The 25,757-nt window shown below is 26.8% G+C and carries 26 protein-coding genes; 15 read left to right on the top strand and 11 right to left on the bottom strand.

What is annotated here, in order from left to right:
- Positions 1 to 33 precede the first annotated feature (33 nt).
- The 5 genes from LPB137_RS06255 (at position 34) to LPB137_RS06230 (ending at position 4,247) form a co-directional block, all read left to right on the top strand.
- Positions 34 to 231 (top strand): YgaP family membrane protein, encoded by a 198-nt coding sequence (locus tag LPB137_RS06255; RefSeq protein WP_076085872.1) that lies wholly within the window; start codon positions 34 to 36, stop codon positions 229 to 231.
- A gap of 194 nt (positions 232 to 425) precedes the next feature.
- The gene (locus tag LPB137_RS06250; protein WP_076085869.1) at positions 426 to 722 is read left to right on the top strand and encodes a DUF3817 domain-containing protein; all 297 of its coding nucleotides are present in this window, start codon (positions 426 to 428) and stop codon (positions 720 to 722) included.
- Between the two features lie 173 nt (positions 723 to 895).
- Positions 896 to 1,207 (top strand): DUF420 domain-containing protein, encoded by a 312-nt coding sequence (locus tag LPB137_RS14795; RefSeq protein ID WP_083657148.1) that lies wholly within the window; start codon positions 896 to 898, stop codon positions 1,205 to 1,207.
- Positions 1,208 to 1,287: 80 nt separating this feature from the next.
- Positions 1,288 to 2,415 carry a cytochrome-c peroxidase gene (locus LPB137_RS06235; RefSeq protein WP_076085860.1) on the top strand — a complete coding sequence of 376 codons (1,128 nt, stop codon included), beginning with the start codon at positions 1,288 to 1,290 and terminating at the stop codon, positions 2,413 to 2,415.
- Positions 2,415 to 4,247, top strand: coding sequence for a multiheme c-type cytochrome (locus tag LPB137_RS06230; RefSeq protein ID WP_076085857.1), 1,833 nt, complete (start codon positions 2,415 to 2,417; stop codon positions 4,245 to 4,247). Before LPB137_RS06235 ends, LPB137_RS06230 begins: the two co-directional genes overlap by 1 nt.
- Here the strand turns inward: LPB137_RS06230 and thiI are convergent.
- The 5 genes from thiI to LPB137_RS06210 all read right to left on the bottom strand — a co-directional run bounded on the left by thiI (position 4,235) and on the right by LPB137_RS06210 (position 11,762).
- Positions 4,235 to 5,695: a tRNA uracil 4-sulfurtransferase ThiI gene (thiI, locus tag LPB137_RS06225; protein WP_076085854.1), complete on the bottom strand. Its 1,461-nt coding sequence runs from the start codon at positions 5,693 to 5,695 to the stop codon at positions 4,235 to 4,237. The genes LPB137_RS06230 and thiI overlap by 13 nt on opposite strands.
- A 64-nt stretch (positions 5,696 to 5,759) precedes the next feature.
- Entirely contained in the window at positions 5,760 to 5,888 is a 129-nt protein-coding gene (locus LPB137_RS14740) for a hypothetical protein (RefSeq protein ID WP_265936465.1), read from the bottom strand.
- Between the two features lie 436 nt (positions 5,889 to 6,324).
- Positions 6,325 to 6,741, bottom strand: a complete 417-nt coding sequence (locus LPB137_RS06220; RefSeq protein ID WP_076085852.1) for a hypothetical protein — start codon at positions 6,739 to 6,741, stop codon at positions 6,325 to 6,327.
- Positions 6,742 to 7,118: 377 nt separating this feature from the next.
- Entirely contained in the window at positions 7,119 to 9,035 is a 1,917-nt protein-coding gene (locus tag LPB137_RS06215; protein WP_076085849.1) for a TIGR00341 family protein, read from the bottom strand.
- Positions 9,036 to 9,188: 153 nt separating this feature from the next.
- A complete protein-coding gene (locus tag LPB137_RS06210) occupies positions 9,189 to 11,762 on the bottom strand; it encodes a bifunctional aconitate hydratase 2/2-methylisocitrate dehydratase (RefSeq protein ID WP_076085846.1) in 2,574 nt (857 codons plus the stop codon).
- 346 nt (positions 11,763 to 12,108) lie between these two features.
- Here LPB137_RS06210 and LPB137_RS06205 point away from each other — a divergent pair, with 346 nt between their 5' ends.
- Complete coding sequence (locus tag LPB137_RS06205; RefSeq protein WP_076085843.1) at positions 12,109 to 12,549, top strand: YiiD C-terminal domain-containing protein; 441 nt, start codon at positions 12,109 to 12,111, stop codon at positions 12,547 to 12,549.
- Positions 12,550 to 12,578: 29 nt separating this feature from the next.
- Here the strand turns inward: LPB137_RS06205 and LPB137_RS06200 are convergent, their stop codons facing one another.
- Positions 12,579 to 13,013, bottom strand: coding sequence for a DsrE family protein (locus LPB137_RS06200; protein WP_076085840.1), 435 nt, complete (start codon positions 13,011 to 13,013; stop codon positions 12,579 to 12,581).
- A gap of 190 nt (positions 13,014 to 13,203) precedes the next feature.
- Between LPB137_RS06200 and LPB137_RS06195 the strand changes: the two genes are divergently transcribed.
- The 3 genes from LPB137_RS06195 (at position 13,204) to LPB137_RS06185 (ending at position 15,157) form a co-directional block, all read left to right on the top strand.
- Positions 13,204 to 13,719, top strand: a complete 516-nt coding sequence (locus tag LPB137_RS06195; RefSeq protein WP_076085837.1) for a rhodanese-like domain-containing protein — start codon at positions 13,204 to 13,206, stop codon at positions 13,717 to 13,719.
- A gap of 102 nt (positions 13,720 to 13,821) precedes the next feature.
- A complete protein-coding gene (locus tag LPB137_RS06190) occupies positions 13,822 to 14,076 on the top strand; it encodes a hypothetical protein (RefSeq protein WP_076085834.1) in 255 nt (84 codons plus the stop codon).
- Between the two features lies 1 nt (position 14,077).
- Positions 14,078 to 15,157 (top strand): YeeE/YedE family protein, encoded by a 1,080-nt coding sequence (locus tag LPB137_RS06185; protein ID WP_076085831.1) that lies wholly within the window; start codon positions 14,078 to 14,080, stop codon positions 15,155 to 15,157.
- A 117-nt stretch (positions 15,158 to 15,274) separates the two neighbouring features.
- Here LPB137_RS06185 and LPB137_RS06180 read toward each other — a convergent pair whose 3' ends face one another.
- The 4 genes from LPB137_RS06180 to LPB137_RS06165 all read right to left on the bottom strand — a co-directional run bounded on the left by LPB137_RS06180 (position 15,275) and on the right by LPB137_RS06165 (position 18,829).
- On the bottom strand, positions 15,275 to 16,228 hold the full coding sequence (locus LPB137_RS06180; protein WP_076085828.1) for a hypothetical protein: 954 nt from the start codon (positions 16,226 to 16,228) through the stop codon (positions 15,275 to 15,277).
- A gap of 609 nt (positions 16,229 to 16,837) precedes the next feature.
- Positions 16,838 to 17,620 (bottom strand): TrmH family RNA methyltransferase, encoded by a 783-nt coding sequence (locus tag LPB137_RS06175; protein WP_076085825.1) that lies wholly within the window; start codon positions 17,618 to 17,620, stop codon positions 16,838 to 16,840.
- 10 nt (positions 17,621 to 17,630) lie between these two features.
- Positions 17,631 to 18,521 carry an aromatic amino acid exporter YddG gene (gene yddG, locus LPB137_RS06170; protein WP_076085822.1) on the bottom strand — a complete coding sequence of 297 codons (891 nt, stop codon included), beginning with the start codon at positions 18,519 to 18,521 and terminating at the stop codon, positions 17,631 to 17,633.
- Positions 18,521 to 18,829 carry a hypothetical protein gene (locus tag LPB137_RS06165; protein WP_076085819.1) on the bottom strand — a complete coding sequence of 103 codons (309 nt, stop codon included), beginning with the start codon at positions 18,827 to 18,829 and terminating at the stop codon, positions 18,521 to 18,523. Before LPB137_RS06165 ends, yddG begins: the two co-directional genes overlap by 1 nt.
- A 161-nt stretch (positions 18,830 to 18,990) precedes the next feature.
- On the opposite strand from LPB137_RS06165, the gene LPB137_RS06160 reads away from it, so the two are divergent.
- The gene (locus LPB137_RS06160; RefSeq protein ID WP_076085816.1) at positions 18,991 to 19,749 is read left to right on the top strand and encodes a M48 family metallopeptidase; all 759 of its coding nucleotides are present in this window, start codon (positions 18,991 to 18,993) and stop codon (positions 19,747 to 19,749) included.
- Positions 19,750 to 19,751: 2 nt separating this feature from the next.
- Positions 19,752 to 20,057, top strand: a complete 306-nt coding sequence (locus tag LPB137_RS06155; protein ID WP_076085813.1) for an NINE protein — start codon at positions 19,752 to 19,754, stop codon at positions 20,055 to 20,057.
- 21 nt (positions 20,058 to 20,078) lie between these two features.
- Here the strand turns inward: LPB137_RS06155 and LPB137_RS06150 are convergent, their stop codons facing one another.
- On the bottom strand, positions 20,079 to 20,789 hold the full coding sequence (locus tag LPB137_RS06150; protein WP_076085810.1) for a YebC/PmpR family DNA-binding transcriptional regulator: 711 nt from the start codon (positions 20,787 to 20,789) through the stop codon (positions 20,079 to 20,081).
- 112 nt (positions 20,790 to 20,901) lie between these two features.
- Here LPB137_RS06150 and pgp3 point away from each other — a divergent pair, with 112 nt between their 5' ends.
- The 4 genes from pgp3 (at position 20,902) to LPB137_RS06130 (ending at position 25,729) form a co-directional block, all read left to right on the top strand.
- Positions 20,902 to 21,753: a peptidoglycan metallopeptidase Pgp3 gene (gene pgp3, locus LPB137_RS06145; RefSeq protein WP_076085807.1), complete on the top strand. Its 852-nt coding sequence runs from the start codon at positions 20,902 to 20,904 to the stop codon at positions 21,751 to 21,753.
- Between the two features lie 164 nt (positions 21,754 to 21,917).
- The gene (locus LPB137_RS06140; RefSeq protein WP_407641344.1) at positions 21,918 to 22,643 is read left to right on the top strand and encodes an MlaA family lipoprotein; all 726 of its coding nucleotides are present in this window, start codon (positions 21,918 to 21,920) and stop codon (positions 22,641 to 22,643) included.
- Positions 22,644 to 22,645: 2 nt separating this feature from the next.
- Positions 22,646 to 23,245, top strand: a complete 600-nt coding sequence (locus LPB137_RS06135; RefSeq protein ID WP_076085804.1) for a Tgt2/MlaC family protein — start codon at positions 22,646 to 22,648, stop codon at positions 23,243 to 23,245.
- Entirely contained in the window at positions 23,246 to 25,729 is a 2,484-nt protein-coding gene (locus LPB137_RS06130; RefSeq protein ID WP_076085801.1) for an efflux RND transporter permease subunit, read from the top strand.
- The last annotated feature ends 28 nt before the right edge of the window (positions 25,730 to 25,757 follow it).

Genomic DNA, 25,757 nt, shown 5'->3' with positions numbered 1-25,757 from the left:
TAAAAATTAAACTATTAATAATAAGGAAAACTTATGAATTTTTTCGAAAAGATGAGAATGGTATGTAGACCATTTAGAATTGTTTTAGGACTTGTGCTAATTGCAGTAGGATTTTTTACAGGCAATGCATGGTTTTATTTAGGGGTACTTCCTTTAATTGCAGGATTAGCTAACTTTTGCCCTGCTTGCATTATCTCTAAGAAATGTGATTTAGAAAAGAAAGAAGATTAATTCTTTTTTCTTTTAAAAAAAATATGTTTTAACAACATCTGCTAATATATACAACACCAATAGTGCAAAAATGATTTTATTTGTACTCATATATTTAAACTCTTTCTTTTAATTATACATATTTTTTATAAAGTTTTTAGTTAATCATTAAGTATATTTACATATAATCAAATTTAAAATTTAAAGGAATAAAAATGTTAAAAACAGCATTTGGAAGATTTAGACTTATTTCAATAATAGAAGGTCTTTCATATTTATTATTAGTATTTGTTGCAATGCCTATTAAGTATTTAGGCGATAATCCATATCCCGTAAAAATAGTTGGAATGGGACATGGTGTATTATTTATATTATTTTGTATGGCACTTTTTCATGTAATGGTTAAATGTAAATGGGACAAAGGTTTAGGATTTCAATTATTTGTTTATTCATTAATTCCATTTGGTTTTATCATAATTGAAAATGTAATTAAAAAACAAAATAAAGATTAATTGTATGCTATTTAATCAGGGTTTTTTGGGAACAGCAGCACCTTTTTATATAGATTTTGTAACTATATATTTTGCTGTATTCCCACTATTAATGGCTTTTACAATATATTTAGCCGTTAAAAGAAAATATAAAGAGCATTTTATATCTCAAGCTTTTTTATTAGCTATTAGCTATTACTATTACTATTATAATTGTTTTTGAAATTGGACTTAGAATTTCTGGTGGCTTTTTAGAGTACTCAAAAGCTAGTAATATTTCATATACCTTTATGCTATCTTTTTTAATTATTCATATAATTATTGCTATTATTGCTTTAATTTCATGGGTGTATTTATTTATTACCTTTATTAAACTATACAGAAACAAGCAATTAGAACAGATTAAAAGCTCAAATCATAAAAAATTAGGTAAGTTAATATTTCTAGGACTTACGATCAGTTCATTAATGGGAGTATGTATTTATCTATTTTTATTTTTATTTTAAATAAAAATTGATAATTTACAATTTTTAAAACCTATCTTTTTGATAGTATCTAATAAATATATATTTATTGGATACTATTTATGAAAATATTTATGAGAATATTGTTATTTGCATTTGTTGTAATATCAATACTATTATCACTTCCTTCACTTCTTAAACAAAGAGATTTTCCCTCATACAACGACGATTCATTAAGAAAAACAGCTATAAAAAAAGGACTTAAATCAATTCCTAAATCTTATGAAGAGTATTTAGAAAAATATGAACAAAATACTATTTTAAATAAAGAAAAAATAGCTTTAGGAAAAGAGTTATTTTTTAATCCTAATCTTTCACTAAATAAAAAAACTTCTTGTACTACTTGTCATATGATTAGTAAAGAAGAAAATAGTATAACAAAAGAAGAGCAAGTATTAATAGATACAAATAATTGCGTAAGATGCCATTTAAAAGACGAAAGCGGTACAGATAGATTTTCTTCCTCTCTAGGAGATAACAATACTTTAAATCCTCACCATCTAAATACTATAACTATTTTAAACTCATCACTTGCAAAAACTTTTACATGGAGCGGCGAAGTAAAAATATTAAAAGAACAAATCATAAACTCAATTAAATCAACACATAAATTAAATATATCAGCAGAAGAACTAGAAAAAAGATTTGATTACAACTATGAAGAAATAATTGATGCAATAGAAGCTTATATCAAAACACTTTTGACAAGAAGTAGTTTTGATGAGTTTTTAGAAGGTGACAATAATGCAATTAATAAGCAGGCAAAACAAGGCTTAGTAAATTTTATGAACTTTGGGTGTAGTGGTTGTCATACGGGAAGAAGTGTAGGAGGACAAAGTGTTCAAAGGTTTCCTTTAAGAAACTTTGCTGGTATTCATGATTTAAGACCTAATCTTGGTCCTGCTCCTGATTTTGAAATAATTGATAATACTTTTCCTTTTGAAAATAAAGGAGAATATAAAGGAAGAGCAAATACAAGCTTTTTTAGGGTTCCTATTTTAAGGAACGTTACAAAAACGTCTCCATATTTTCATAATGGTTCAGTTGATAAAATAAGAAAAGCAGTAGAAATAATGGGAAGGCATCAAGTAGGAATAAATCTTACAAATACACAAATAGATGATATTGTAGCTTTTTTGAAGACCTTAGAGGGGAATGTAATTAAACAATCAAAGAAGGAAATTAAATAATGAAACTATTTAATATCAAAATACTAATTATTCTAATTTTTATTACAGGTGTCTTACAAATGGATATTTTTAATATCCAATGGAAATATTTAACAGATATATCTATTATCCATGCTTTTACTTCTATATTATTTTCAATATTTTATATTATTCCTTTTGTGAATAAACACGCTTACAAATATATAGTAATAAAAAAAGTAAATAGTAAGATTGGTTGGATTTTAGGTTTTGTTCTACTCTTAACTACCTTAAGTGGTTTTTATTTGTTCTTTATTGGAAATACAGGTGGAAATATATTAGGAATTTACTCATTTAATATTCACCTATATTCATCTTTTATTCTTCTTGCATTTTTATTTTATCATACAAAAAATCCTAAGAAAAACAAACTTGTATTATTGTTTATGGTAGGTATATCTATTACATTTATTAATCCAACACCTTCTTATTCTTTAGAACAAGAATATAAAACAAAACTTGTCTCTTTTGAACTTGAAGATGGTAAAACTATGTATCATAGTGAGGATTGGACAAACTCTACAAAATGTAAATCATGTCATAGTGAAATATTTAATCAATGGGCAGATTCAAATCATAAAAATCTTGTAGACTCAAATCCATACTATATGGTTATGGAAAATCTAGCAGGAGAACTTGAAGGTCATGAGTTTAGGCAATGGTGTATGTCTTGTCACAATCCAAGTGGTATTACAACAGGATTGACTAAGTCTTCACATTATATGAATGAAAACTCTTTAGCAAATACTCTTTTTGATAAAGGGGCTAAAACATTAATAAATAATTATAAACAACATGGCAATTCAAGACTAGAAGAAGGAGTATCTTGTCTTACTTGCCATAGAATAAGTGATGCAAGTTCAAAAGGAAATGCTTCTTATAAATTGGACTTAACAAATAGAAAAAAATATCCTTTTGAAGATGAAGAAGGAACACTTGGCTCATATTTAGGTAAAAAGTTTATAAATGCAAAGCCAAATGTACATAAAGAAAGCTATATGAAACCTCTTTATAAAAAAAGTGCATACTGTGCTTCTTGTCATGATGAAACATCACCAACAACAGGAAAACAAATAGTATCAACATTTAAAGAGTGGGAAGAATCGCCTTATAATAATCTTGCAGATAAAACAAAACACAAATCATGTATAGACTGTCATATGACAAACCTAGAAAATGATAAGTTCACACCACTTGTAGGCACATCAACTAAAGGAGGAGTTCTTAAAAAAGATGTAAAAGTACACTATTTTTCTGGTTCAAATCACTTTTTATCAGGTTTAAAAAGTAAAAAACATGAAAACCAAACACTTCAACTTTTAAGAACTGCTGCAAAGCTTGATGCTAGTGTTAAAGATACTATTTTAGAAGTTGGAGTTACAAATATAGGTGCAGGACATCATTTGCCAACGGGCGTTGCAGATTTTAGAGAATTATGGTTAGATATTACAGTAAAAGATTCAAAAAATAAAGTTATATTTTCAAGTGGTAAATTAAAAAAAGATGGAAATCTAGGTAAAGATGCTAGACCTTATATGAAAGTATTTGCAGATGAAAATGCTAAAGAAGTTGGTTTAGCATTTTGGAGATATAAAATATTATTAAGAGATACAAGAATAAAAGCAAAAGAAAGAAGACTAGAAAAGTATGAACTCCCTAAAAATCTATCTTTTCCTTTAAATGTAGAAGTAAAACTGAACTTTAGAATATATCCACAATGGGTAACAAATATAGTACAAAAATCTTATCCAGCACTTCCAAATCCTCCTATTGTAATAATAGAAGAATTAAATATAAGAGCTTATGGTCGATAAACTCTTATGTTTGTAAAGTTCTCTGCATCTCTTAGATATTGAGCATGTAACTGGCTTAAAATACCTTTATCACAGTAAAATAAATACTCTTTATTTTGTGGAAGGTTTTTAAATTCACTTTTTAATTTATAAAATGGAATTTTAATAGTTTCAGCAGAAGTTTCAATACAATCATCACTTTGTCTAATATCAATAACTGTGTACTCTGCACTACTTAAATCACTAACAGTTTCTATTTGTCCAATATCAGAAATATCATCTTCGATTTCATGAACTCTTAAACTTACTGCATTTTCTACAGCTTTATCTAATACTATGTAATCAAACTTTCTTGCTTCTTCTTCTAATCTTTTAAATGAACCATGAGTATTTGGATTTTTTGAAATTACACCACAATATTCAGGCATTGTTTCTGCAAATCTTCTAGTACCAATATCATTTGCAATATCCATAATATCAGTTTTATTCATAGTAGCTAAGGGTCTTAAAATTAATTTGTTTGTAACTTGATCAATTAAAGCTAAGTTTCTTAATGTTTGACTAGATACTTGAGCCACACTCTCACCTGTAAGTAAGGCATCAATTCCCATATCGTCTGCAATTTTTTCAGAAGCTTTAATCATTAATCTTTTAAGTGTAATACCCATGTACGAATCTGATGTAGATCTAAATATCTCAGTAACTACATCATCAAAAGGAACGGATATAAATGTAATATTATGAGATGAGCCAAATTTATTCCAAAGATATAAGGCAACTTGCTTTACACCAATTTCATGTGCAACACCACCAAGATTAAAGAAAATAAAATGAGTTTTAATTCCTCTTTTCATTGTAAGATAAGAAGCTACTGTAGAATCAAATCCACCAGACATTAAAGATAATACATCTCCTTGAGTTCCTATTGGAAAACCACCTAAACCTTTATGCTTTAATGTGATAATATTTAATTGATTATCAAAAAGTTCTACGTTTATTGTAGCTTCTGCTTCTCTTAAACTCACTCCTTTTGTATCATTATGAGCCAACATATATCCGCCAATAGTTTTTTCGATCTCTGTTGATTTAAAACTATGAGTTCCTGAACGCTTTACTCTAACAACAAAAGTTTTACCAATAACTTGATCTTTTGTTACATCATTAACTATAACTTTCATTTGATCTATTGTTGTGATATTATCAAACTGTAATGCTTCTAATACAAGCTGAGCACCTGGAGTTTGTAATAGTATTTGTCTAATTTCTGTTACAAAATCTACTAAACATACAACTTCAATCTTATCATGAAATTTTTTTATTGATATATCTTCATCAATTTTTGTTAGCATCTTTTTAAGATTATTGTAAAGCTGATTAATCATCTGTCTCTTAGCTTTACTACCTTTTATCATAATTTCGGGGAAAAATTTAATTATGAATTTTTGTGTTTTAACTTCGGGTTTTTCCATTATTACTGTACCTTGTTTTTATTAATCGCGATTATAGCATAAGCCTTTTAGAAAATGTATTAAATTATATCTTTTCTGTTTTAAAAGTTTTTAAAACTTTTTTATATTTTCTATCACTATTACGAGGAGAATCAACAATATCTTCTGTTTTAACTTTTTTCTTTTTAGTTTCCACTTTTAACCATTTTGCCATAAGTGGAAGTGTTGCACCTTGAATTAATATTGAAAATAAAACAATAAAAAATACAATAAAGCAATTGCAAGTCCTGATAAGGCAACATCTAGAAATTCAGAAGGAAAAACTAACAGTCCAAGAGCTAAGAATACTGCAATTTACATAATTCATGATAGTCCATCATTAAAACCAACTAAATTTTTTTTATGAACAAACTCTCTTGTATTTGCCACAATTCCGGCAATATAAACTGCTAAAAAAATATTTCCTTCCAATAATAATGTTGAAGAAAATAGAAGTAAAATCCAAGCAATTGTAAAAACAGGATAAAGACCATAAAAACTTAAATGAATTCTATTTAATATTACAGGTAATAAATATCCAAAATCCCATCAGAACCTGATAATATACCAAGTCCTAAAAAATATAAATCTATTGTTTCCATTGTTTTTACTTAAAAAACAAAAGAAATATCTACAATACTAATATTATAAATATCTACTTTTACACCTGAACTGTCTAAAATAGCATATTTTATTGTTAATTCATTTGGATTAGAAACTTCATCATTTTGCTCTACAAATTTTGTATATTTATCTAAATCAATTATTGAATAAATAAACATTGCTTTTGATTTAAAACTTTCATTATCAATATATTTTTCATACACTTCTTTGTATTGTGTTTTGTCATATTTATCATAAAAATTTTGCTTGTATAAAGCTTCACATAATTCTTGTTTTTTAAAATTTTCTGTTGAATAAGTATAATAATCATCAGCGATTATTGATTCTAAATCTGGATGAATTTCAAAATAATTGTATTTAATATATCCATCTTCATTTGATATTTCATGAGTAGTTTTTATCATAAGTGTTCGCCTTGAGTTTTTTTTCATTCTAACATATTGGTTATTTTATTTTCTTTTAGAAATTATATGTATATATTTTAAATATATTTAAATTTATACAATATGTAAAACTCTAAAGTGAAAATATTTACTGTTTTAGTTTTATTATATTATTGTGTTTTTTGAAAAAATTATTTTTTCTATAAATACTTATATACAGTTCATATAGAATAAAAATATCCATTTTATAAATATATAATAGATATATAAAACACTTTCATTTTGTATAAACTTTATTTTTTAGTTTTTATCGGTTTTTTGGATATTTCGAGTTTTCTTCTTTAGAGGATATTTCTTGCTTTCAAAAAAGTCATATATCCCCTACTCTATTTGCAGATTTAATGTATTTTTATTATTGGTATAATTTTTAAAACTATTTTTTTGTCTACTTGTTCTTCTAATTTTTGTTTGATAAAATTGTAGTTTACTAAGTCTAAATGTTTACTTGACACTACTTCAATATCTAAGAAAATTGCAGTACTTTTATTCTCAAGACTTTTAATATTTAACTCTATTTTTTTATCATTAAATTCAAGTGTTTTTATACTATTTAATTTACTCATATAATCATTTTTCTCAACTACTTGCATAAATGAAATAAATAAAGGTACTGTAATTAAAGCCATTAAAATTGAAGTATAAAAGATTCCTTTTTTTGCTCTTTTAATAGGTGCATATCCTAAAACCATAAAAGTTAATGTTGCACTTAATGTAATACCTACTAAGTTTGTAATAAATAGTAAAAACGAACCAAGTATAACATCTATATTTCCAAGTCCTAGACCAATTCCTGTTACACTTAAAGGTGGAACTAAAGCAACTGCAATTGCAACCCCAGCAAGTGATTTAGCAACCTCTTCTTTTGAAGTAGCATAAGCTCCTGCAATTCCTGAGAATATTGCAACCATTAAATCTAGTAAGTTTGGATTTAACCTTCCTTGCATTTCTGATGTTATTTGTTCTAAAGGAATAAATAAAGTATAAATACTAGAAAACAGTAAAGCCATAAAAATACCAATAACTAATGTTTTTGCACTTTTAATTAATAAATACTCATCAGCACGTGCAACTCCCATTGATAAAGAGATGATAGGAGCCATTAAAGGTGCTAATATCATCGCACCAATAATTACAGGTGATGAATTAGCAAAAAGCCCTGTAGTAGCTAATAAAGTACTTAGAATCATTAAAGTTAAATAAGTATAAGAAAAACTTGCGCTATCTTTTAAACTAACTAATAAATCTTTAAATTCATCATCACTTGCTTTTTTAAATAAAGGCAGTTTTCCACCTATTAAAATACTACTTAACTCAGCTTTTGGTAGAGAGTTTATTTTTATTTCATCTTTTTCTTCTAATTGTTTTTCATCTTTTTTTACAATATCTAATAAAGGTCTTCCTAAATGTATATTTATGCAATCTTGTACTACTTCAAGTTCAATTGTTCTAGCTTCATAAAAATCCATATTATCAATTTTATATCCTAAGTCTTTATCAGAAGTAACTGTAAGCTTAGTTGTTTTAATAAACCCTAAACTCTTTGGTAATGAGATTAAAGATATTTTTTGATAAAAAAAGATTGATATTAAATACCAAATATAGGAGATTAATGAAGTTGGAGCTAAAATATATGCATTTAATTTACCATCATGAATGGATAATTCATCCCGTATTGCAGAATCTTCACTAATGGCACTTGTATGCTCAAGTACCGTAATTCCTGATGCTGCTGTTTGTATTGAGTGATCTTTAGATGTCGTTAAGGTATAACTTCTAAAAGATATTTCTTTTAAGTTTTTTAAAAAAATCTTTATTTTGTCTATTCTTGTGTTTTTATTATAGTCAAGTCTATTCATACCATGCATATCACCAATTGAAATTCTTGTAAATGCAATTTCTTCATTACATTTTAAAATATCAATACTACTTAACAGCTCAATATTAAAAGCATCCTCAATTGCTTCATCTAAATCTTTTGAAATTGCATAGTTTTTTACAGCAATTGAGCATTTATCATTTGGAAGTATTCCAATTGAAATATTACTATTGAGATATTTTTTAAAAAACTGTTTTATATTTGTATCATCTAAATATAATAAATATAAAGAGTTTTTATTTTTATCATCAATATCAAACATTTGATTTGCTTGAATTTCTAATATTTCACTATTATATTTTTCTTTTATATTAGCAACTATATCTTCTATATTTGACTTATCTTCTTCTTGTGTAATTAAATAGACTTTTTTATACATTTATAATAATCCTTTTGAACTTCTATTATAGTGTAAGTTTTTTTAATAATATAAAAGATTTTTATTAAGTAAAAATTAAAATTAATTTGTTGAGAAAAGAGGTTTTAAATAAAAATCAAACTAGGAAGTCCTAGTTTGATTTGAGTTTAGTTCCTAAGAGTGAACTAAGTTTGTTAATTGATCACCTGTAACTTGGTGGAAGTTTAAGTATTTATAAACACCATCTTTGTTATCTTCAGTAATTTTCTTAGGTACAATTTCCATGTACTCAGCTTTAGTTGGAAGTCTTCCAAGAAGTGCTGTTACTGCTGCAACTTCTGCAGATCCTAAGTAAACTTGAGAACCTTTTCCTAATCTATTATCAAAGTTTCTTGTAGATGTAGAGAATACTGCTGCACCTTCAGAAACTGCTGCTTGGTTACCCATACATAAAGAACATCCAGGAATTTCAAGTCTAGCACCCGCAGCTGCAAAGATTGAGTAGTACCCTTCTTCAGTTAATTGTTCTTTATCCATTTTTGTTGGTGGTGCAACCCATAGTTTAGTTGGAACTTCACCCTCACCTTTAAGTACTTCACCAAGTGCTCTGAATAATCCGATATTAGTCATACAAGAACCTACGAATACTTCGTCAATATTTTTGATTCTTTTATCGTCAGCTAAAATGTTAGTTAATGTATCAACATCATCTGGATCATTTGGACAAGCTAAGATTGGTTCAGTAATTGTATTTAAATCAATTTCAATTACTTCTGCATATTCTGCATCTGCATCTGGAGTTAATAACTCTGGATTAGCAATCCATTCTCTCATTTTATCAGCTCTTCTTTGTAAAGTTCTAGCATCTTCATAACCTTCTTCAATCATCTTTTCAATTAAAGCGATATTTGAAGATAAGTACTCAATGATTGGTTCTTTATCTAATTGAACAGAACAAGCTGCTGCTGATCTTTCTGCTGCTGAATCTGATAATTCGAATGCTTGCTCAACTTTTAAATCAGGTAAACCTGCAATTTCAATAATTGTTCCAGCGAATACATTCTTTTTACCTTTTTTCTCAACAGTTAATAAACCATCTTGAATAGCTTGGTAAGGAATAGCATTTACTAAATCTCTTAAAGTAATTCCTGGTTGCATTTCACCTTTGAATTTAACAAGTACAGATTCAGGCATAGTTAAAGGCATAGAACCAGTAACACCAGCAAATGCGATTAGTCCAGAACCAGCTGGGAATGAAATACCAATTGGGAATCTAGTATGAGAATCTCCACCAGTACCTACTGTATCTGGTAAACATAATCTATTTAACCATGAGTGAATAACACCATCACCTGGTCTTAATGTAACTCCACCTCTTGAAGAAATAAATTCTGGTAAAGTGTGTCTTAATTTAATATCTGCTGGTTTTGGATAAGCAGCAGTATGACAGAATGATTGCATAACCATATCAGCACCAAAGCTAAGTGCAGCAAGTTCTTTAATCTCATCTCTAGTCATTGGTCCAGTTGTATCTTGAGATCCAACAGTTGTAGCAATTGGCTCAACGTACATACCAGGTTTAACACCTTCAATACCACAAGCTCTTCCTACCATTTTTTGTGCTTGAGTAAATCCTTTACCATTATCAGCAGGTTGTGTAGGAGCAACAAATGCAGAAGTTGCATCTAATCCTAAAGTTTCTCTAGCTTTAACAGTAAGACCTTTACCAATAATTAATGGAATTCTTCCACCTGCTCTCATTTCATCAGTTAATGTGTTTGGAGCTAAATCAAATTCAGAAACAACTGAACCATCTTTTTCAATTACACCAGCATATGGTTTAACAGTAATAACATCACCAGTTTCTAAAGCATCAACTGGAGCTTCAATTGGTAAACATCCAGAATCTTCTGCAGTATTGAAGAAAATTGGAGCAATAATAGAACCAATTACAACACCACCAGTTCTTTTATTAGGAACACCTGGAATATCTCTACCCATGTGCCATTGAACTGAGTTAATTCCAGATTTTCTAGATGAACCAGTACCAACAACATCACCAACGTATGCTAAAGGATGACCTTTTTCTTTAAGTTCAATCATTTTGTTTAATGGATCTTCCATTCTTGATTGTAACATTGCAGTAGCATGTAATGGAATATCTGATCTAGTAAATGCAACAGTTGCAGGAGATAAATCATCTGTATTTGTTTCACCAGGAATTTTATATACTGTTAAAGTAATTTCTTCTTCTAATGCAGGTTTATTAGTGAACCACTCAGCGTTTGCCCAAGATTCAATAACTTCTTTAGCTTTTGCATTTCCAGCATCCATTAAATCTTTAACGTCATTAAATGCATCATATACTAAGATAGTGTTTTTTAATTGTTCTGCAGCATCAGCAGCTACTTCGTCAATTTTAAGTGCTTCGATTAATGGAGTAACATTGAATCCACCCATCATTGTTCCTAAGATTCTTACAGCTTCAGATTTTGAAATTACTGAACATGTAACGTTACCTTGAACCACGTCATTTAAAAATGCAGCTTTAACGTAAGCAGCATCATCAACACCTGGGTTAATTTTATTGTTGAATAAATCTAATACGTACTCAGATTCAGCAACTGTATCAGCTTTTAATAATTCTACTAATTCTGCAACTTGCTCAGGAGTTAATGCTAATGGAGGTAATCCACCTTCATTTGCTCTTTCTTGTGCATGTGCTTTATAATCTACTAATAAACTCATATATTGTCTCCTATTTATTTAATTTTATTGTTCAAATTATATCATAAAGGTAGAAAAAGAGATGTACAATTATTGTAAACGTGTGTACAAGTTCTTTATTTTGTAAATAAAAGTTACATTCACTTAAAAAGTAAAAATACAAAACTAATACCAAGTCCTATTTTATAGTACCTTCTAAGATTATTATATCCAATTAAAAATAGCTACTTTTATACACACTTTTATTTTTAATAGTTTATATTTTGTAACTCTTATAATTAGTGTACAATTTTTGTTCTTTTGGCTGAGCTATAATTTAAAGTATTTATTAATATAATTTGTTATTAAATATTTAAAAAGGATTATTTTGATTCAAGAATTACAAGAAAAATTACATAATGAAATACCACTGACAAAACTAATGCAAGTAAATATTAATAAATATAATAAAGAAGAATTAGTTTCAAATATACCTTTAGAGATAAATATAAATGATAAAGGTACTGCTTTTGGTGGAAGCTTAAGTACACTAACAACTATATCAGCATGGAGTATGTGTTGGTTGATTTCAAAAGAATTAGAAATTAATAGTACAAATATTGTAGTTATTAAAAATGAAACTTCTTTTTTTAAACCTGTAACAAAAGATATTGTATGTCATACGAAAAAACCAAGCTTTGAAGATATTTTAATAGTAAAAGAAAAAATAGATAAAAAAGGTAGTGCTTCAATTAAAATTGAATCTCAAATTATTGAGAATAATGAAACTTGTGTAGTTTATACTGGGTTTTATGTGATTACTAAGTAGTATAAATATATCTACTTAGTAATTTAAGTTTATGGTCTAATATAAGAATAACCTTCTTCTTGTAATTCTATAATTCTTGCAACTCCTGCTGTTACTGTTTGTACTCCATCAAGTAAAACAATTTTTGTACCAAATTTTCTTTCAATATTCTTAATAGTATTAGAACATGCAGAAAACTCTATATTTTGTAAAGCTAGGCTTTCAACTCTTTTATTATGTATACCTTTTGTTGTTAGTAAAGTTAATCCAGGACCATAAGCTACAATCTCTATTTCAACATTATCTAGTCCATATAATTTTTGTAAATTTACTGCATTATTTAGTGCGATGTTTTGAGTTCTTAAATCATCTGTGCTAACTTGGATTACTACTTTATGTATTTTTTCTTCGCTTTCATCTTGGGCATTTACACTTGTAAAAGATATAAATAACATGATTAAAACCATTTTAAAAAATTTCTTCATTTTTCTTTCCTTTTTAAGTATATTATCAATAAGTATTATCAAAGTCAATACAAAATTTACAAGATATTCTTAAATTATTTTCAAAGAGTAAAAGTACTTTATTAGTAATAATTATAATATTATTATAATTTTTTATTATAAATTAATTTTTATTTTATATAATGCTAAAAAGAGATTTTAAGGATTAAGTATGAAACTAAAGAATTTACTATTAGCTACTACTCTTGTTACTACATCATTAATAGCTAATGAATTTGTTGGATATAATGAGATAGCATCAAAGCTTATAAAAGAAAATAAAAAAGCTGGAAATTATGCAAGTATTGAGGACGTAAAAAAAGCTCTTGATTCAAAAGATTGGATTGTAGCAGATGTTAGAACTCAACTAGAATGGGCTTCGGCAAGAATAAAAGGAAGTGTTAGAGTTGGAAGACAAGCACCTGAAAAAGCTCTTGCGAACTTTGCATTAGATGATGATGATAATTTTGTAAAACAAAACCTTATTGTTGTTTGTAACACAGCAAAAAGAGCTTCTATTGAGGCAGAAACTTTTAAATTAATGGGATTTAAAACAGTTAAAATATTTGATATTTATTCTTGGATTGATACGTGTAATCCTGTAACAACTGGTTATTCTTCAAAAAAATATAAAGCTGGAACTAAAAACAAATTTGGTCAAATGAAAGCCGAACATTGTTATAAATAAAAAGGTTAATCCCTTTTTATTTACTAATTTTTTTACATTTATTCTTTACTATAGAACTTATTTTGATATAATCTCAAAAATTAGACTAATATAGGAACGAGAATGAGTAAAATTCAAGAATTAGAAAAACTATTAAAAGAAGATGTACTACCTGAAGTAGAAGAAAACATTGATGAACTTCTTGACATAGCTGAAGGTAAAAAATCTACTAAAGAAGATAAAGACGAATTAAAATATATGGAAGATATCAAATTATATTTTGATGAAGTGATCTTGGATATTGAAAACAATAACTTAAAAGATGAAGATGCAATTGAAATATTAGAAGTTTTAGAAGAAATGAGATTAGATAAATAGTATGTTTGATTTAGAAATATTTGAAACAGTAAATATCTTAGCTTTACTTCTTGGAACAGTTTTTGGAATGGTGGCTCAAAAACAGCAGTTTTGTTTTAGTGGTTCTGTAAAAGATTTTATTCTTACAAAATCAACAAGAAGAGGTTCTTCTGTAGTAATGGCAATGATTGTTGCAATTATTGCCACATCTTTACTATCTAGTTATTTTGAAATTGACTTAACTGAAACTGTGTTCTTTAAAGAAGATATCAATTACTTTATTATCATTTTTGGTGGAGCTTTATTTGGTATTGGAATGATGTTAGCTGACGGTTGTGGAAATAGACAATTAATTAAATTTGCACAAGGTGATTCAAACTCTTTAATCACAATTATCTTTATTGGTATCTTTGCTTATGCTACAACTAAAGGTATTCTTCATGGTGTTTTAAATCCAATTATCAATAATGAAACTTTAATACATCTTTCATCATATATTGAAAATGTACAAATGAATATTTTTGTAGTACTTGCTATTTTAGTAGCCTTACTATTATTTTTAGTTAAAAAAGTTAAAAGAGTATTAACATTATGGGATGGAGTTGTTATTGGGATTTTAATCTCAATTGCTTGGTATATAACTGGTGTTGTAGGTGCTGAAAGTATGGAAAGAGTGATTGACTTAACAGGTATTACTTTTGTTTATCCAACTGCAAAATCTTTAGAACTATTTATGTTTTATCAAGTAAATGAATTATCATTTGCAATATCAATTGTAATTGGTGTTTTATTTGGAACATTTGTAATGTCATTTATTAATAAAAAATATAGCTTTGGTTGTACAGCAGCACAAAATATTAATAGAACAAAATATAATATGATTGGTGGAGCACTTATGGGAACAGGTGGTGTTTTATCAATTGGTTGTACAGTTGGACAAGGATTAACTGGACTTTCTACACTTGCTTTTGCATCTTTTTTAGCAATCGTTTCTATTATGGTTTCAGGAATCATAACAGCACTACTTCTAAATAAGAAAAATAAACTACCTATGTGTTTTATCTTTGATTGGAAAGATAACAACAACGACTATCAGATTTAAAAGGCGTTTAAAACGCCTTTTTTAATCTATATATTCTTCATTGACTGTAGAGTTAGCACTATTCCAAGCTGCATAAACATAAAAGGTGGTGACTACCCTACTTTTTATTTTTGTATATTATTCAATTACAATACTATCTATAAATGCATCTATACAAGATTTATTATTTAAAAAGATTAATTCATTACCAATTTCAGGAATTGGATCTATAGCATCTTTATCAAAAGTTACTTTTATAATTTTGTTATTTCTTCTTAAATTCTTTTTTAAAATATTAATTGTTTGATTAGATAGTGGTTTTTTTGTAAACAAAAAAGCAATATTCTGTATTATTCCATTTAAATTTGTTTCAAAATTTACTTCTGAAATTACGTCTAGTTTAGATTGAAAGAAAATACTTTTTAATTTATTAATATTTTTATTATCTTCTAAATCATAAGTTAGAATAATTTTTCCTCTTTTTTCCTTCTTTGAAATATCTAAGAACTCCGGAGTTAATTCATTTTTTTTAAAAAATATTTCTGTCATTTTATTAAGCAGTTCTGTTATTTGGATTCTTTTATCCTGACCGACGATAGATTCTTCAACAAATAAGCCATATTGAATGAATAAATTTATTTCAAATGCAAAATTAAAGTTATTTGCTAATGTACTTAAATATAGCTTTATGTCTTTATCTAAGTTATCAAACTTATTATATACATAAATTTCAGGTAAAAGTTCTATTGCAGAAAAAGGTAAAGCTTTGGTAATTCTTATGATTCTATTCTTTTCACGTTTTTCTATATTTTGATGATCTCTAATATATTTATAAATATTTGAATAGATATCTGTTTTTTGTTCTTCATCATCAGCTATTGCAAATTTCAATAATGTAAAATAGTCATCTTGATTTACTTGTATATTCTCTTTTTCATAGTTTATTCGCTCTTCTGTTTCTTCACCATCTAATATATTTCTATGAAATGATGTTACAACATCTACATGCTTTTTTGTTTGCCACTTATCAAATAAATTGTATGCTTTTCCTATAAGTCCAAATGCTGGTTCAAATTCATTATATAGTTCCATTGGATTTTTCAGTTTATGTCCTTTTAAATATAATACTTTACGTATAATTATAATGAAATAATAGATAAATTAAAAGACGTCATATCTCATGAAATAGGAAATAAGAAACTATTCAATTATAGACCAGACTATTGCTAATAATAGTTTAGTATTTATAGATAAAAACGATAAATGACTAATAAACATAACTTTGTATCTCACCGATAATATTGAAGAATTTATATATAAAAAGTTTAAACTCTTTATATAATGATATAGAATTAGATGAGTTTGAAATAATAAATAGAGTAAAAGGGGTATTAATAAAGGTATAAAATAGAAGCAATAACACTAAATTTTAGGATATATTAGCAACAGTAAGAGCTGTGAATACTTGACTATGGATAATTTCAAATACAAATAAAGTAAAGTTAAAAATAAAAGTAAGTCATAGGGTATTGATTGATTCTAACAGAACAAATAGACCTACTTTATACTATATAGAATAGTTAAATTAGATAATGAAGTGATCAAAATCAATACTTGATTAAGCAAGGAACTAACTTATAAAATCATTTCCTCTTATTTTCTTTTATTTTTTTAAAGAGAATTTTCTTTCATTAATAAAAGCTATTTACCCATCTGAAAAAACACAATAGATGCAGCAATAGCAGCATTTAAACTTGTAACTTCTTCACTTATATCAATTCTAAGAATATTATCTGATAAATCAATAATATCTTGTTGTGCTCCAAAACCTTCACTTCCTATTACTACTGCTGATTTTTTTGGGAAAGTAAATTCATGCAAGCTTACTGCTGTTTCATGATTTGCAGTTGTTAATACTTTGTAGTCTAAAGATTGTAGTTTTATTAAATCATCTTTTAAAGTACTTGTTTTATATACTTTTATATTAAATAAATTTCCAGTAGAAACTCTAATACATCTTCTAATAAATGGTGAACATGTATTTTCATCTATAATTAAAGTAGTGATATTAAAAGCTGCACAAGAGCGAACAATTGAGCCTACATTCTCAGGAGATGTGAGTCCATTTAATACTACAACATTACCTTGTATTTCATCAAAAGTAATATATTTAGGTTTATCTATAAGTGCTAACATACCTTGATGTATTTTGTGCCCTACTATATCTTTCATTAGTTCATTACTTGCAGTGTATATTGGAAAATCTATGTCTGAACAGTTTTCTTTTAAAAAATCAAGATGCTCAATAGTTGTAAAAACTTTATGTATTTTTATATTTGTTGAAAAAAGTTTTTTGAAAACATTTTTACTCTCTACTACTACTTGATTTTCTTCAACTTGTGATTTTCGTAAACTTATAAACTCTTTTATTTGGGGATCATTTATCTCACTAATGTTGATTATGTCTTGCATTTTATTCTGCATTTTGTTTTCCTTATTTCTTAAAAAAGAAGTTTTTTATTGATTTTAAATACTGCGCTGAACTTACAAATGAACCTAAAATAATAAAAATACAAGCTAATGTAATAGCCGTAGTAAATTCGGCATATCCTAAAAGTACAAGTAATAGCGTAGAAAGTAATGGTGTAAAATATGAAATTGAACCAAGTAGTTTTATATCTGCATTTTTAACTGCATAATCCCATAAATAAAACGCCCCTCCAACAGGTCCAAGTCCAAGCATTAATATTCCAAATAATTCTGTAGCATTTGGAATAACAGTAGTTTCAAATATAAAATGACAAATACCTGATAATATAGCAGTAGCCATACAAAAGCCCGTAACTGCATAGGTAGGAATATGAGATAATGTTCTTGAAATCACAGAATATGATGACCATATTAAAGCTGCAATTATTGCAAATATATATCCTGAAATATATTGTGCTTCAAAAGAAAAACTTCCACCTTTTGAAACTAAAAGAAAAGCTCCAAATAATCCAAGAATTGTTCCTAAGATATGAAACCATTTTAATCTTTCATTTGGTAAAAAAGATGAAAATACTACTATCAATAATGGCCATAAATAATTTATTAGATTTGCTTCAACAGCAGGAGCATTTTTAATAGCCAAGAAGTAAAAAAAGTGATAACCAAATAAACCATTTATTCCAATAAACCAGACTTTTACAGGAATTTTAAAAAGCTTAGATATGTGAACTTTTTGTTTTTTTAAAAAAGCCAATCCTACAAAAGAAGCTACAAAAAAAGATAATGATGTTAATTCAAAAGCAGGAATATTACTAGTAAATATTGAAAAAAGTGCTAGTGAAGAGTATAGTAAAATGGTTATAACACCATAAATATTACCCTTTTTTGCTTGCACTAATTAATCTTTTTTGTAGGCATGTTATTTTCTAATCTTCTATCTATATAACAATATGCAAAAAACAGTACCACTAACCAAGAAGCAAATATCACGCTTGAAAAAGTTGTAGTTTGTGCAAACTTCATTACAAAATAAGAATCGATTAAAGCTATAAAAATTGCAATTGCAATCCAACCATAATATTTGATACTTCTATCTAATTTAAATTTATTAGAACAACTAGGACAAGTATATTTTCCAGTAAGGGTTTTAAAATACATTTTTGAATCTAATTCAACGCTAGTTTGACAATGAGGACATTTCATATTTATTCTTTATAATAATTTTTGTAATAATACAATATTTATTATTATCAATAGATTTTTCTAAAAGTTTAAAATAAATTATATGATTATTAGATTACAGTTTAAGATAATTTTCTTTAGATATAATAAAAGATATAAGTAAAATATAAAAAGGAAGAGCTATGAAACTATTAAGAAATTTCATTTTTGTAGGTATCACTGTATTAATAATCATAGGTTGTACACATAAAACACCCTATACAAATAGATCGCAAATGATTTTTATGTCACCTAAAGAAGAATTAGCACTAGGAGAAACATCATATAAGCAAGCTTTATCAAAAGCAAAAGTAATTAACAATACTTATGATGCAAGAAGAGTAAAAGCAATTGGTGCAAAAATTGCAGCTGCTGCAAATAGACCTGATTTTAAATGGGAATTTAATCTAGTTCAAAATGACGCAATGAATGCGTTTTGTTTGCCTGGTGGAAAAGTTGTAGTTTATACAGGTATTTTAAAAGCTGCTAAAAATGACGATCAGTTAGCAACTGTTATGTCTCATGAAGTTGCACATGCTCTTGCTCGTCATGGAGCTGAGAGAATGAGTTCAGCAAAAGTACAACAAGGAATACAACTTATTGGAAATGTAGTATTAGCAGCAACTGCACCTGGCTATACAAATGCATTTAATCAAGCTTATGGTCTTGGTTCACAATTAGGAGTAATGCTTCCTTATGGTAGATTACAAGAAAGTGAAGCTGATGAAATTGGTATTTATTTAATGGTTAAAGCAGGATACAATCCTTATGAAGCTTTAAACTTTTGGCAAAATATGAGTGCTGGTAAAAAAACTCAAAATGAATTCTTTTCAACACATCCAAGTTCGAATACAAGAATTAAAGATATTAAAAATACAATTGCTAAATTAAAAAGAAAATAAAAATGAATAATATTGATTTAGAAAAAGCAAAAACACAACAACTAAGTGTTGTATTAGCTTATCTTCTATGGTGGTTTTTAGGTATCTTTGGAATGCATAGACTATATACAAAACAAAAGCGTTGGTGGATATATATACTTGTAGGATTTATTGGACTAATTACTACTTTTATTCTTATAGGTTATTTGATTTTAATAGGTCTTTTTATTTTATGGGTAATAGATGGTTTTAAGTTAAATAATATTGTAAAAGATTTTAATCTAAATATTTTAGAAGAGTTTGAAAGAAGTTCAGAAGAAATCAATTAAATTGATTTCTTCTAGTGTTGTTTATGCCATATTTGTATAAACAGCTTGAACATCATCATCATCTTCAAGTTTTTCTAATAACTTTCCAATCTCTTCTTCTTGTTCTTCTGTAAATGTTTGTGGATTATTTGAAATTCTTTCTAATTTTGCTTTAGTAAGTTCAATTCCCATTTCTTCAAATGCAGTATTTAATGTACCAAAATCAGTGTAATCAGCAGTTACTAAAACAATACCGTCTTCTTCTTCAATTTCTTCTAATCCTGCATCAATTAGTTCTAATTCTAATTCTTCAATATCCATATCTTCAGTTTTATTAAATTCAAATAATGCTTTTCTATCAAACATAAATTCTAAAGAACCAGTTGGTGCCATTGAACCACCATTTTTATTAAAATACATTTTAACATTCGCAACTGTTCTTGTATTATTATCAGTAGCAGTTTCTACAAAGATTAAAGAACCATGAGGTCCTTTTCCTTCAAAGTTTACATCTGTATAGTTAGCAGAATCTTTTCCACTTGCTCTTTTAATAGCAGCTTCAATATTTGTTTTTGGCATATTTTCAGCTTTTGCATTTAAAATAGCTGTTCTAAGTGCTGAGTTCATTTCAGGATCAGGAACCCCAGCTTTTGCTGCCATTTCAATAGCTTTTGCTAATTTTGGAAACAATCTAGACATTGCTCCCCATCTTTTTAATTTTGACGCTTTTCTATATTCAAAGGCTCTACCCATTATAACTCCAATAGTTTGTTTTTCTAATTTTCGCTGATTATACCAAGTTTGTAATAATAGATAAATAAGTTAATAAAACTATTACTTAAATATTTTTAGATATTATTTATTTATGAAAAAAATATTAATAATCCAAGTAATCCTATTTTGCAATTTATTTGCCTTAACAATAAGCCAAAATGTTGTAAAAAATGCCAACACAGTTCTGTTGGAAATACAAAAAGAAAATATATCAAATGTAAAACTGACGTTTCATACACAAAATATAGATTTTTTTAAAAATAAGTTTAAAAAAAATACATACTCTGCATTATTGCCAATTTCATACTATCAGAAGAAAGACAATTATAGAGTTATTATCTCTTATCTTGAAAACAATAAAAAAGTTTTTAAAGGTTTAAATCTAAAAGTTGTTGATGGAAAATATAAAAGTGAAGTAATAAATGTTTCAAAAAAGAAACTAAAACCAAATCCATCAAGAGTTGCCAGAACTAAAAAAGAGTATGCAGAAGCTATAAAAATATATAAAAGTAAAACAAATAAAATCTTATGGGATGAAGAGTTCATTTATCCATTAAATTCTAAAATCACCAGTAATTTTGGAACAAAACGAGTCTATAATGGAATGCTTAAATCCTATCATAGTGGTACAGATTTTAGAGCAAAAAATGGTACACCAATTATTGCTTCAAATTCAGGTATTGTAAAAATTGCACAAAATAGATTCTATTCAGGTAATTCTATTGTAATAGATCATGGTTTTGGAGTTTATTCTTGTTATTTTCACTTAAGTCTTATGAATTATAAAGTTGGAGATTTTATCAAAAAAGGTGAAATACTAGGTCTTAGTGGAAGTACAGGAAGAGTAACTGGTCCACATTTACACTTTTCTTTTAGAATCAACGGTATACAGGTAGATCCATTAAATGCAATAGAGGTTTTAAATAGCTTAAAAAAGCAATAAAAAACTTACTTAAACATTATCTACACATTTTTTCTATATAATACAAAAAAATAGCACAAAGGAAAAGTTTGAAAAATATTATTTTACTTATTTTAACAGCTTTCATTTTTAATGCCTGCGCAGTAAAAGAAGCATCAAATGCAAAAAATAAAATTGATGAGAAAATAAAAATTTCCTCACAAACTAATAAATCACAAACAGTTGAATATGATGATTTTGAAGATGAATTTGCAGATGAGTTTGCAAATACACAAGTAGAAGTATTTGACCCTTTAAGTGGTTATAATAGAGTAATGACATCTTTTAATGATGGTATTTATACTTATGCTTTAAGTCCTGTTGCAACTGGATATACTTATGTATTTCCACAAACCCTTAGAGTTGGAATTTCTAACTTTTTTTCAAATCTGCTATTTCCTTTAAGATTTATAAACAATTTATTACAATTAAAATTTGAAAACTCAGTTGAAGAGTTAGGAAGATTTTTAATTAACACTACTTTTGGATTAGCTGGTTTTATGGATCCTGCTAAAACTGAATTAGGTTGGGAAGCACATGACGAAGACTTTGGACAAACTCTTGGATATTATGGAGTTGGAGAAGGTTTTCATGTTGTTTTACCTTTTTTAGGACCTTCAAATCTTAGAGATATTGTAGGACTTGCAGCTGATGGATATATTAGTCCTCTAAGCACAACTGGTTCAAGTGATATTGGATATAAAATTCCAAATAATAGTTTAGAAAATGTAGGAATAATCGCTACAGATACGATAAATTCTACTTCACTTAGACTTGGTCAATATGAAAGTATTAAAAAAGATGCTTTAGATTTATATCCATTTTTAAGAGATGTATATAATCAAAGAAGAAATAAACAAATAGAGGAATAAAAATGAAATTAAAGAACTTATTTAAAATATTATTATTGATTACTTTTGCAATTACATCTGCAAGTGCTTTGAAAAAAGAGACAATAAAAGAAGAAATGGGAAATAAAATCAATACAATTTTACTTATTTTAAAAGATGAAAGTCTTCAAACTAAGCAAAAAGGTGAAAAAATAGTTTCTATAATTGATTCAGTTTTTGATTATAATACTATGTCAAAAATTGCTTTAGGTAAAAAAACTTGGACATCAATTTCTAAAGAACAAAGAAATGAATTTGTAAAAGTTTTTGAAAGAAAACTAAAAAACTCATATATTGATAAACTTGAATTATATACAAATCAAGAAGTAAAGATTATTTCTTTAGAAGATTATAAAGGAAGTAGATTACAGTTAGTTACAGAGTTAATTGGTCAAGATGATGTATACACAATTAACTATAACTTTTACAAAAATAGAGCTAGTAATGAGTGGTTGATTTATGATGTTGATTTAATTGGTGTAAGTATTATGCAAACAAATAGACAACAATTTTCAGGATTATTAAAAGAAAAAACTTTCGATGAAATGTTAGCTGTTTTAAAAGAAGCAAACGAAAAAAACTAAATGATAAAAAAGATTTATGACAATGTCATTTTAAAATTTCCAATTGCAGTTTTACTAGTATTATTCACTAGCATTACTGTTTTAGGATACTACGCTACAAAACTTGAAATTGATGCTTCGGCTGAAACACTTCTACTTGATGATGATAAAGATTTAAAATTTTCTAGAGAAGTAAACAAAAGATATTACAATCCAAACTTTTTAGTTATTACTTACTCTCCCTATGATGAATTACTTTCAAAAACAAGTTTAGATAGATTATCAAGCCTTTCAGATGATTTACTTAAATTAGAAAATATAGAAAGTATAACTTCAATATTAAATGTTCCTTTAGTTCAATCTCCAATAAGACCAATTTCTGATTTAGTTGATGGAGTTGAAACTCTTAGTACTAAAGAGTATGATTTAACTTTAGTTAAAAAAGAGTTTTTAACATCTGAACTTTACTCAAATAACTTAGTAAGTCCAGATTTTAAAACGACTGCATTAATGTTAAATCTAAAAGAAGACAAAAAGTATTTTGAACTTTTAGAAAAAAGAAATGATTTATTAGCTAAAAAAAGAGCAAATAATATTACAAAAGATGAATTAAATCTTTTAAATAAAACTGTATTAGAGTTTAAAGAATATAGAGATTTTTTAAGAGAACAAGAAACAAGTGATATTAAAAATATTAGAGCAATAATTAGTAAGTACGATAATCAAGCAAGTATTTTCCTTGGTGGAATAAATATGATTGCAAATGATATTGTAGGCTTTGTTAGAAGTGATTTATTAATTTATGGTTCTACTTTAGTATTTTTACTTATTTTTATTTTATGGTTTATTTTTAGACATCCTAGATGGATTATCTTACCAATTGTTATTTGTCTTTTATCTGTTGTTTCAACAGCTGGAGTATTGGGTTTATTTAATTGGGAAGTTACTGTAATATCATCAAACTTTATTGCTTTACAGTTAATAATAACCATTTCAATAGTTTTACACTTAATTGTAAGATATAGAGAATTAAATGTAAAATATAAAAATGCCAGTCAATATAAGCTAGTGATAAACACTATTTTATCAAAAATGAATCCTTCATTTTTTGCAATTATTACTACAATTACAGGTTTTGCATCTTTAGTATTATCAAGTATTCAACCTGTTAAAAACTTAGGTTTAATGATGAGTGCTGGAATTGCAATCTCACTTATTATTGCTTTTTTAGTTTTTCCTATTGTTTTAATAATGGTGAATAAAAAAGATGAACATGAAAGAGAAAAAAACTCTAAGTTTTCACTTATTTCAAAAGCTTCATACCTTGTAGAAAACAAAGGAAGTAGTATTTTAATAGGTTCTTTACTTGTAGTTGTATTTTCTCTTTCAGGAGCATCACAATTAATTGTAGAGAATAGTTTTATTAACTACTTTAAACAAAGTACAGATATTTATAAAGGAATGAAAGTAATTGATGAAAATTTAGGTGGAACAACGCCCTTAGATGTAATTATAAAATTCAAAGATGAAGAAAAAACAGTAAAAATTGTAGAAAAAGCTAGCGAAGATGACTTTTTTGATGACTTTGAAGATGAGTATAAAGAAAGCGAAAACGATGAACAATATTGGTTTTCACAAGATAAAATGAATACAATTACAAAAGTTCATAACTATCTAGACTCACTGGAAGAAGTTGGAAAAGTACAATCTTTAGCAAGTATTTTAAAAGTAGGAAAACTTTTAAATGACAATAAAGAATTAGATGGAATAACACTAGCACTTTTATATAAAAAACTTCCAGAAAGATATAAAGATTTGATTTTAGCTCCATATGTAAATATTGAGCATAATGAAGCTAGAATTACTATGAGAATAGTCGATTCAAATCCAAGTTTACGAAGAAATGAATTATTAAATAAAATCAATACTGATTTAAGAGATATTATTGAAAATAAAGAAACGTCATATAAATTATCAAACCTAATGGTTTTATATAACAATATGCTTCAATCATTATTTGATTCTCAAATCTCTACATTAGGTTTTGTTTTAGTGATTTTATTTATAATGTTTTTACTTCTTTTTAGATCACTTAAAATTGCATTTATTGCACTAATTGCTAATATTATTCCTATTTCTGCTATTTTTGGAATTATGGGTTGGTTAAATATTCCTTTAGATATTATGACTATTACAATTGCAGCTATTTCTATTGGTATTGGAGTAGATGATACAATACATTATATTCATAGATTTAAAGAAGAGTACAAGTTTGATCATAATTATATCAATGCTATGAAAAGATCTCATGAAAGTATTGGATATGCTATGTATTACACTTCTTTAGTAGTTGTAGTAGGTTTTTCTATACTTGTTTTATCAAATTTAATTCCTACTATTTACTTTGGTTTATTAACAGTAGTTGTAATGGCTACAATCTTAGCTTCAGCACTACTTTTACTTCCAAGATTAATAATATTATTAAAACCATTTACAAAGCATTAACCTTTTATTTAAAAAAGGTTAATACTAA

This window comes from Poseidonibacter parvus, from assembly GCF_001956695.1.
GTDB lineage: Bacteria > Campylobacterota > Campylobacteria > Campylobacterales > Arcobacteraceae > Poseidonibacter > Poseidonibacter parvus.
Note: the sequence above shows the minus strand (reverse complement) of the source record. Positions and strands in the feature narration are given on the sequence as shown.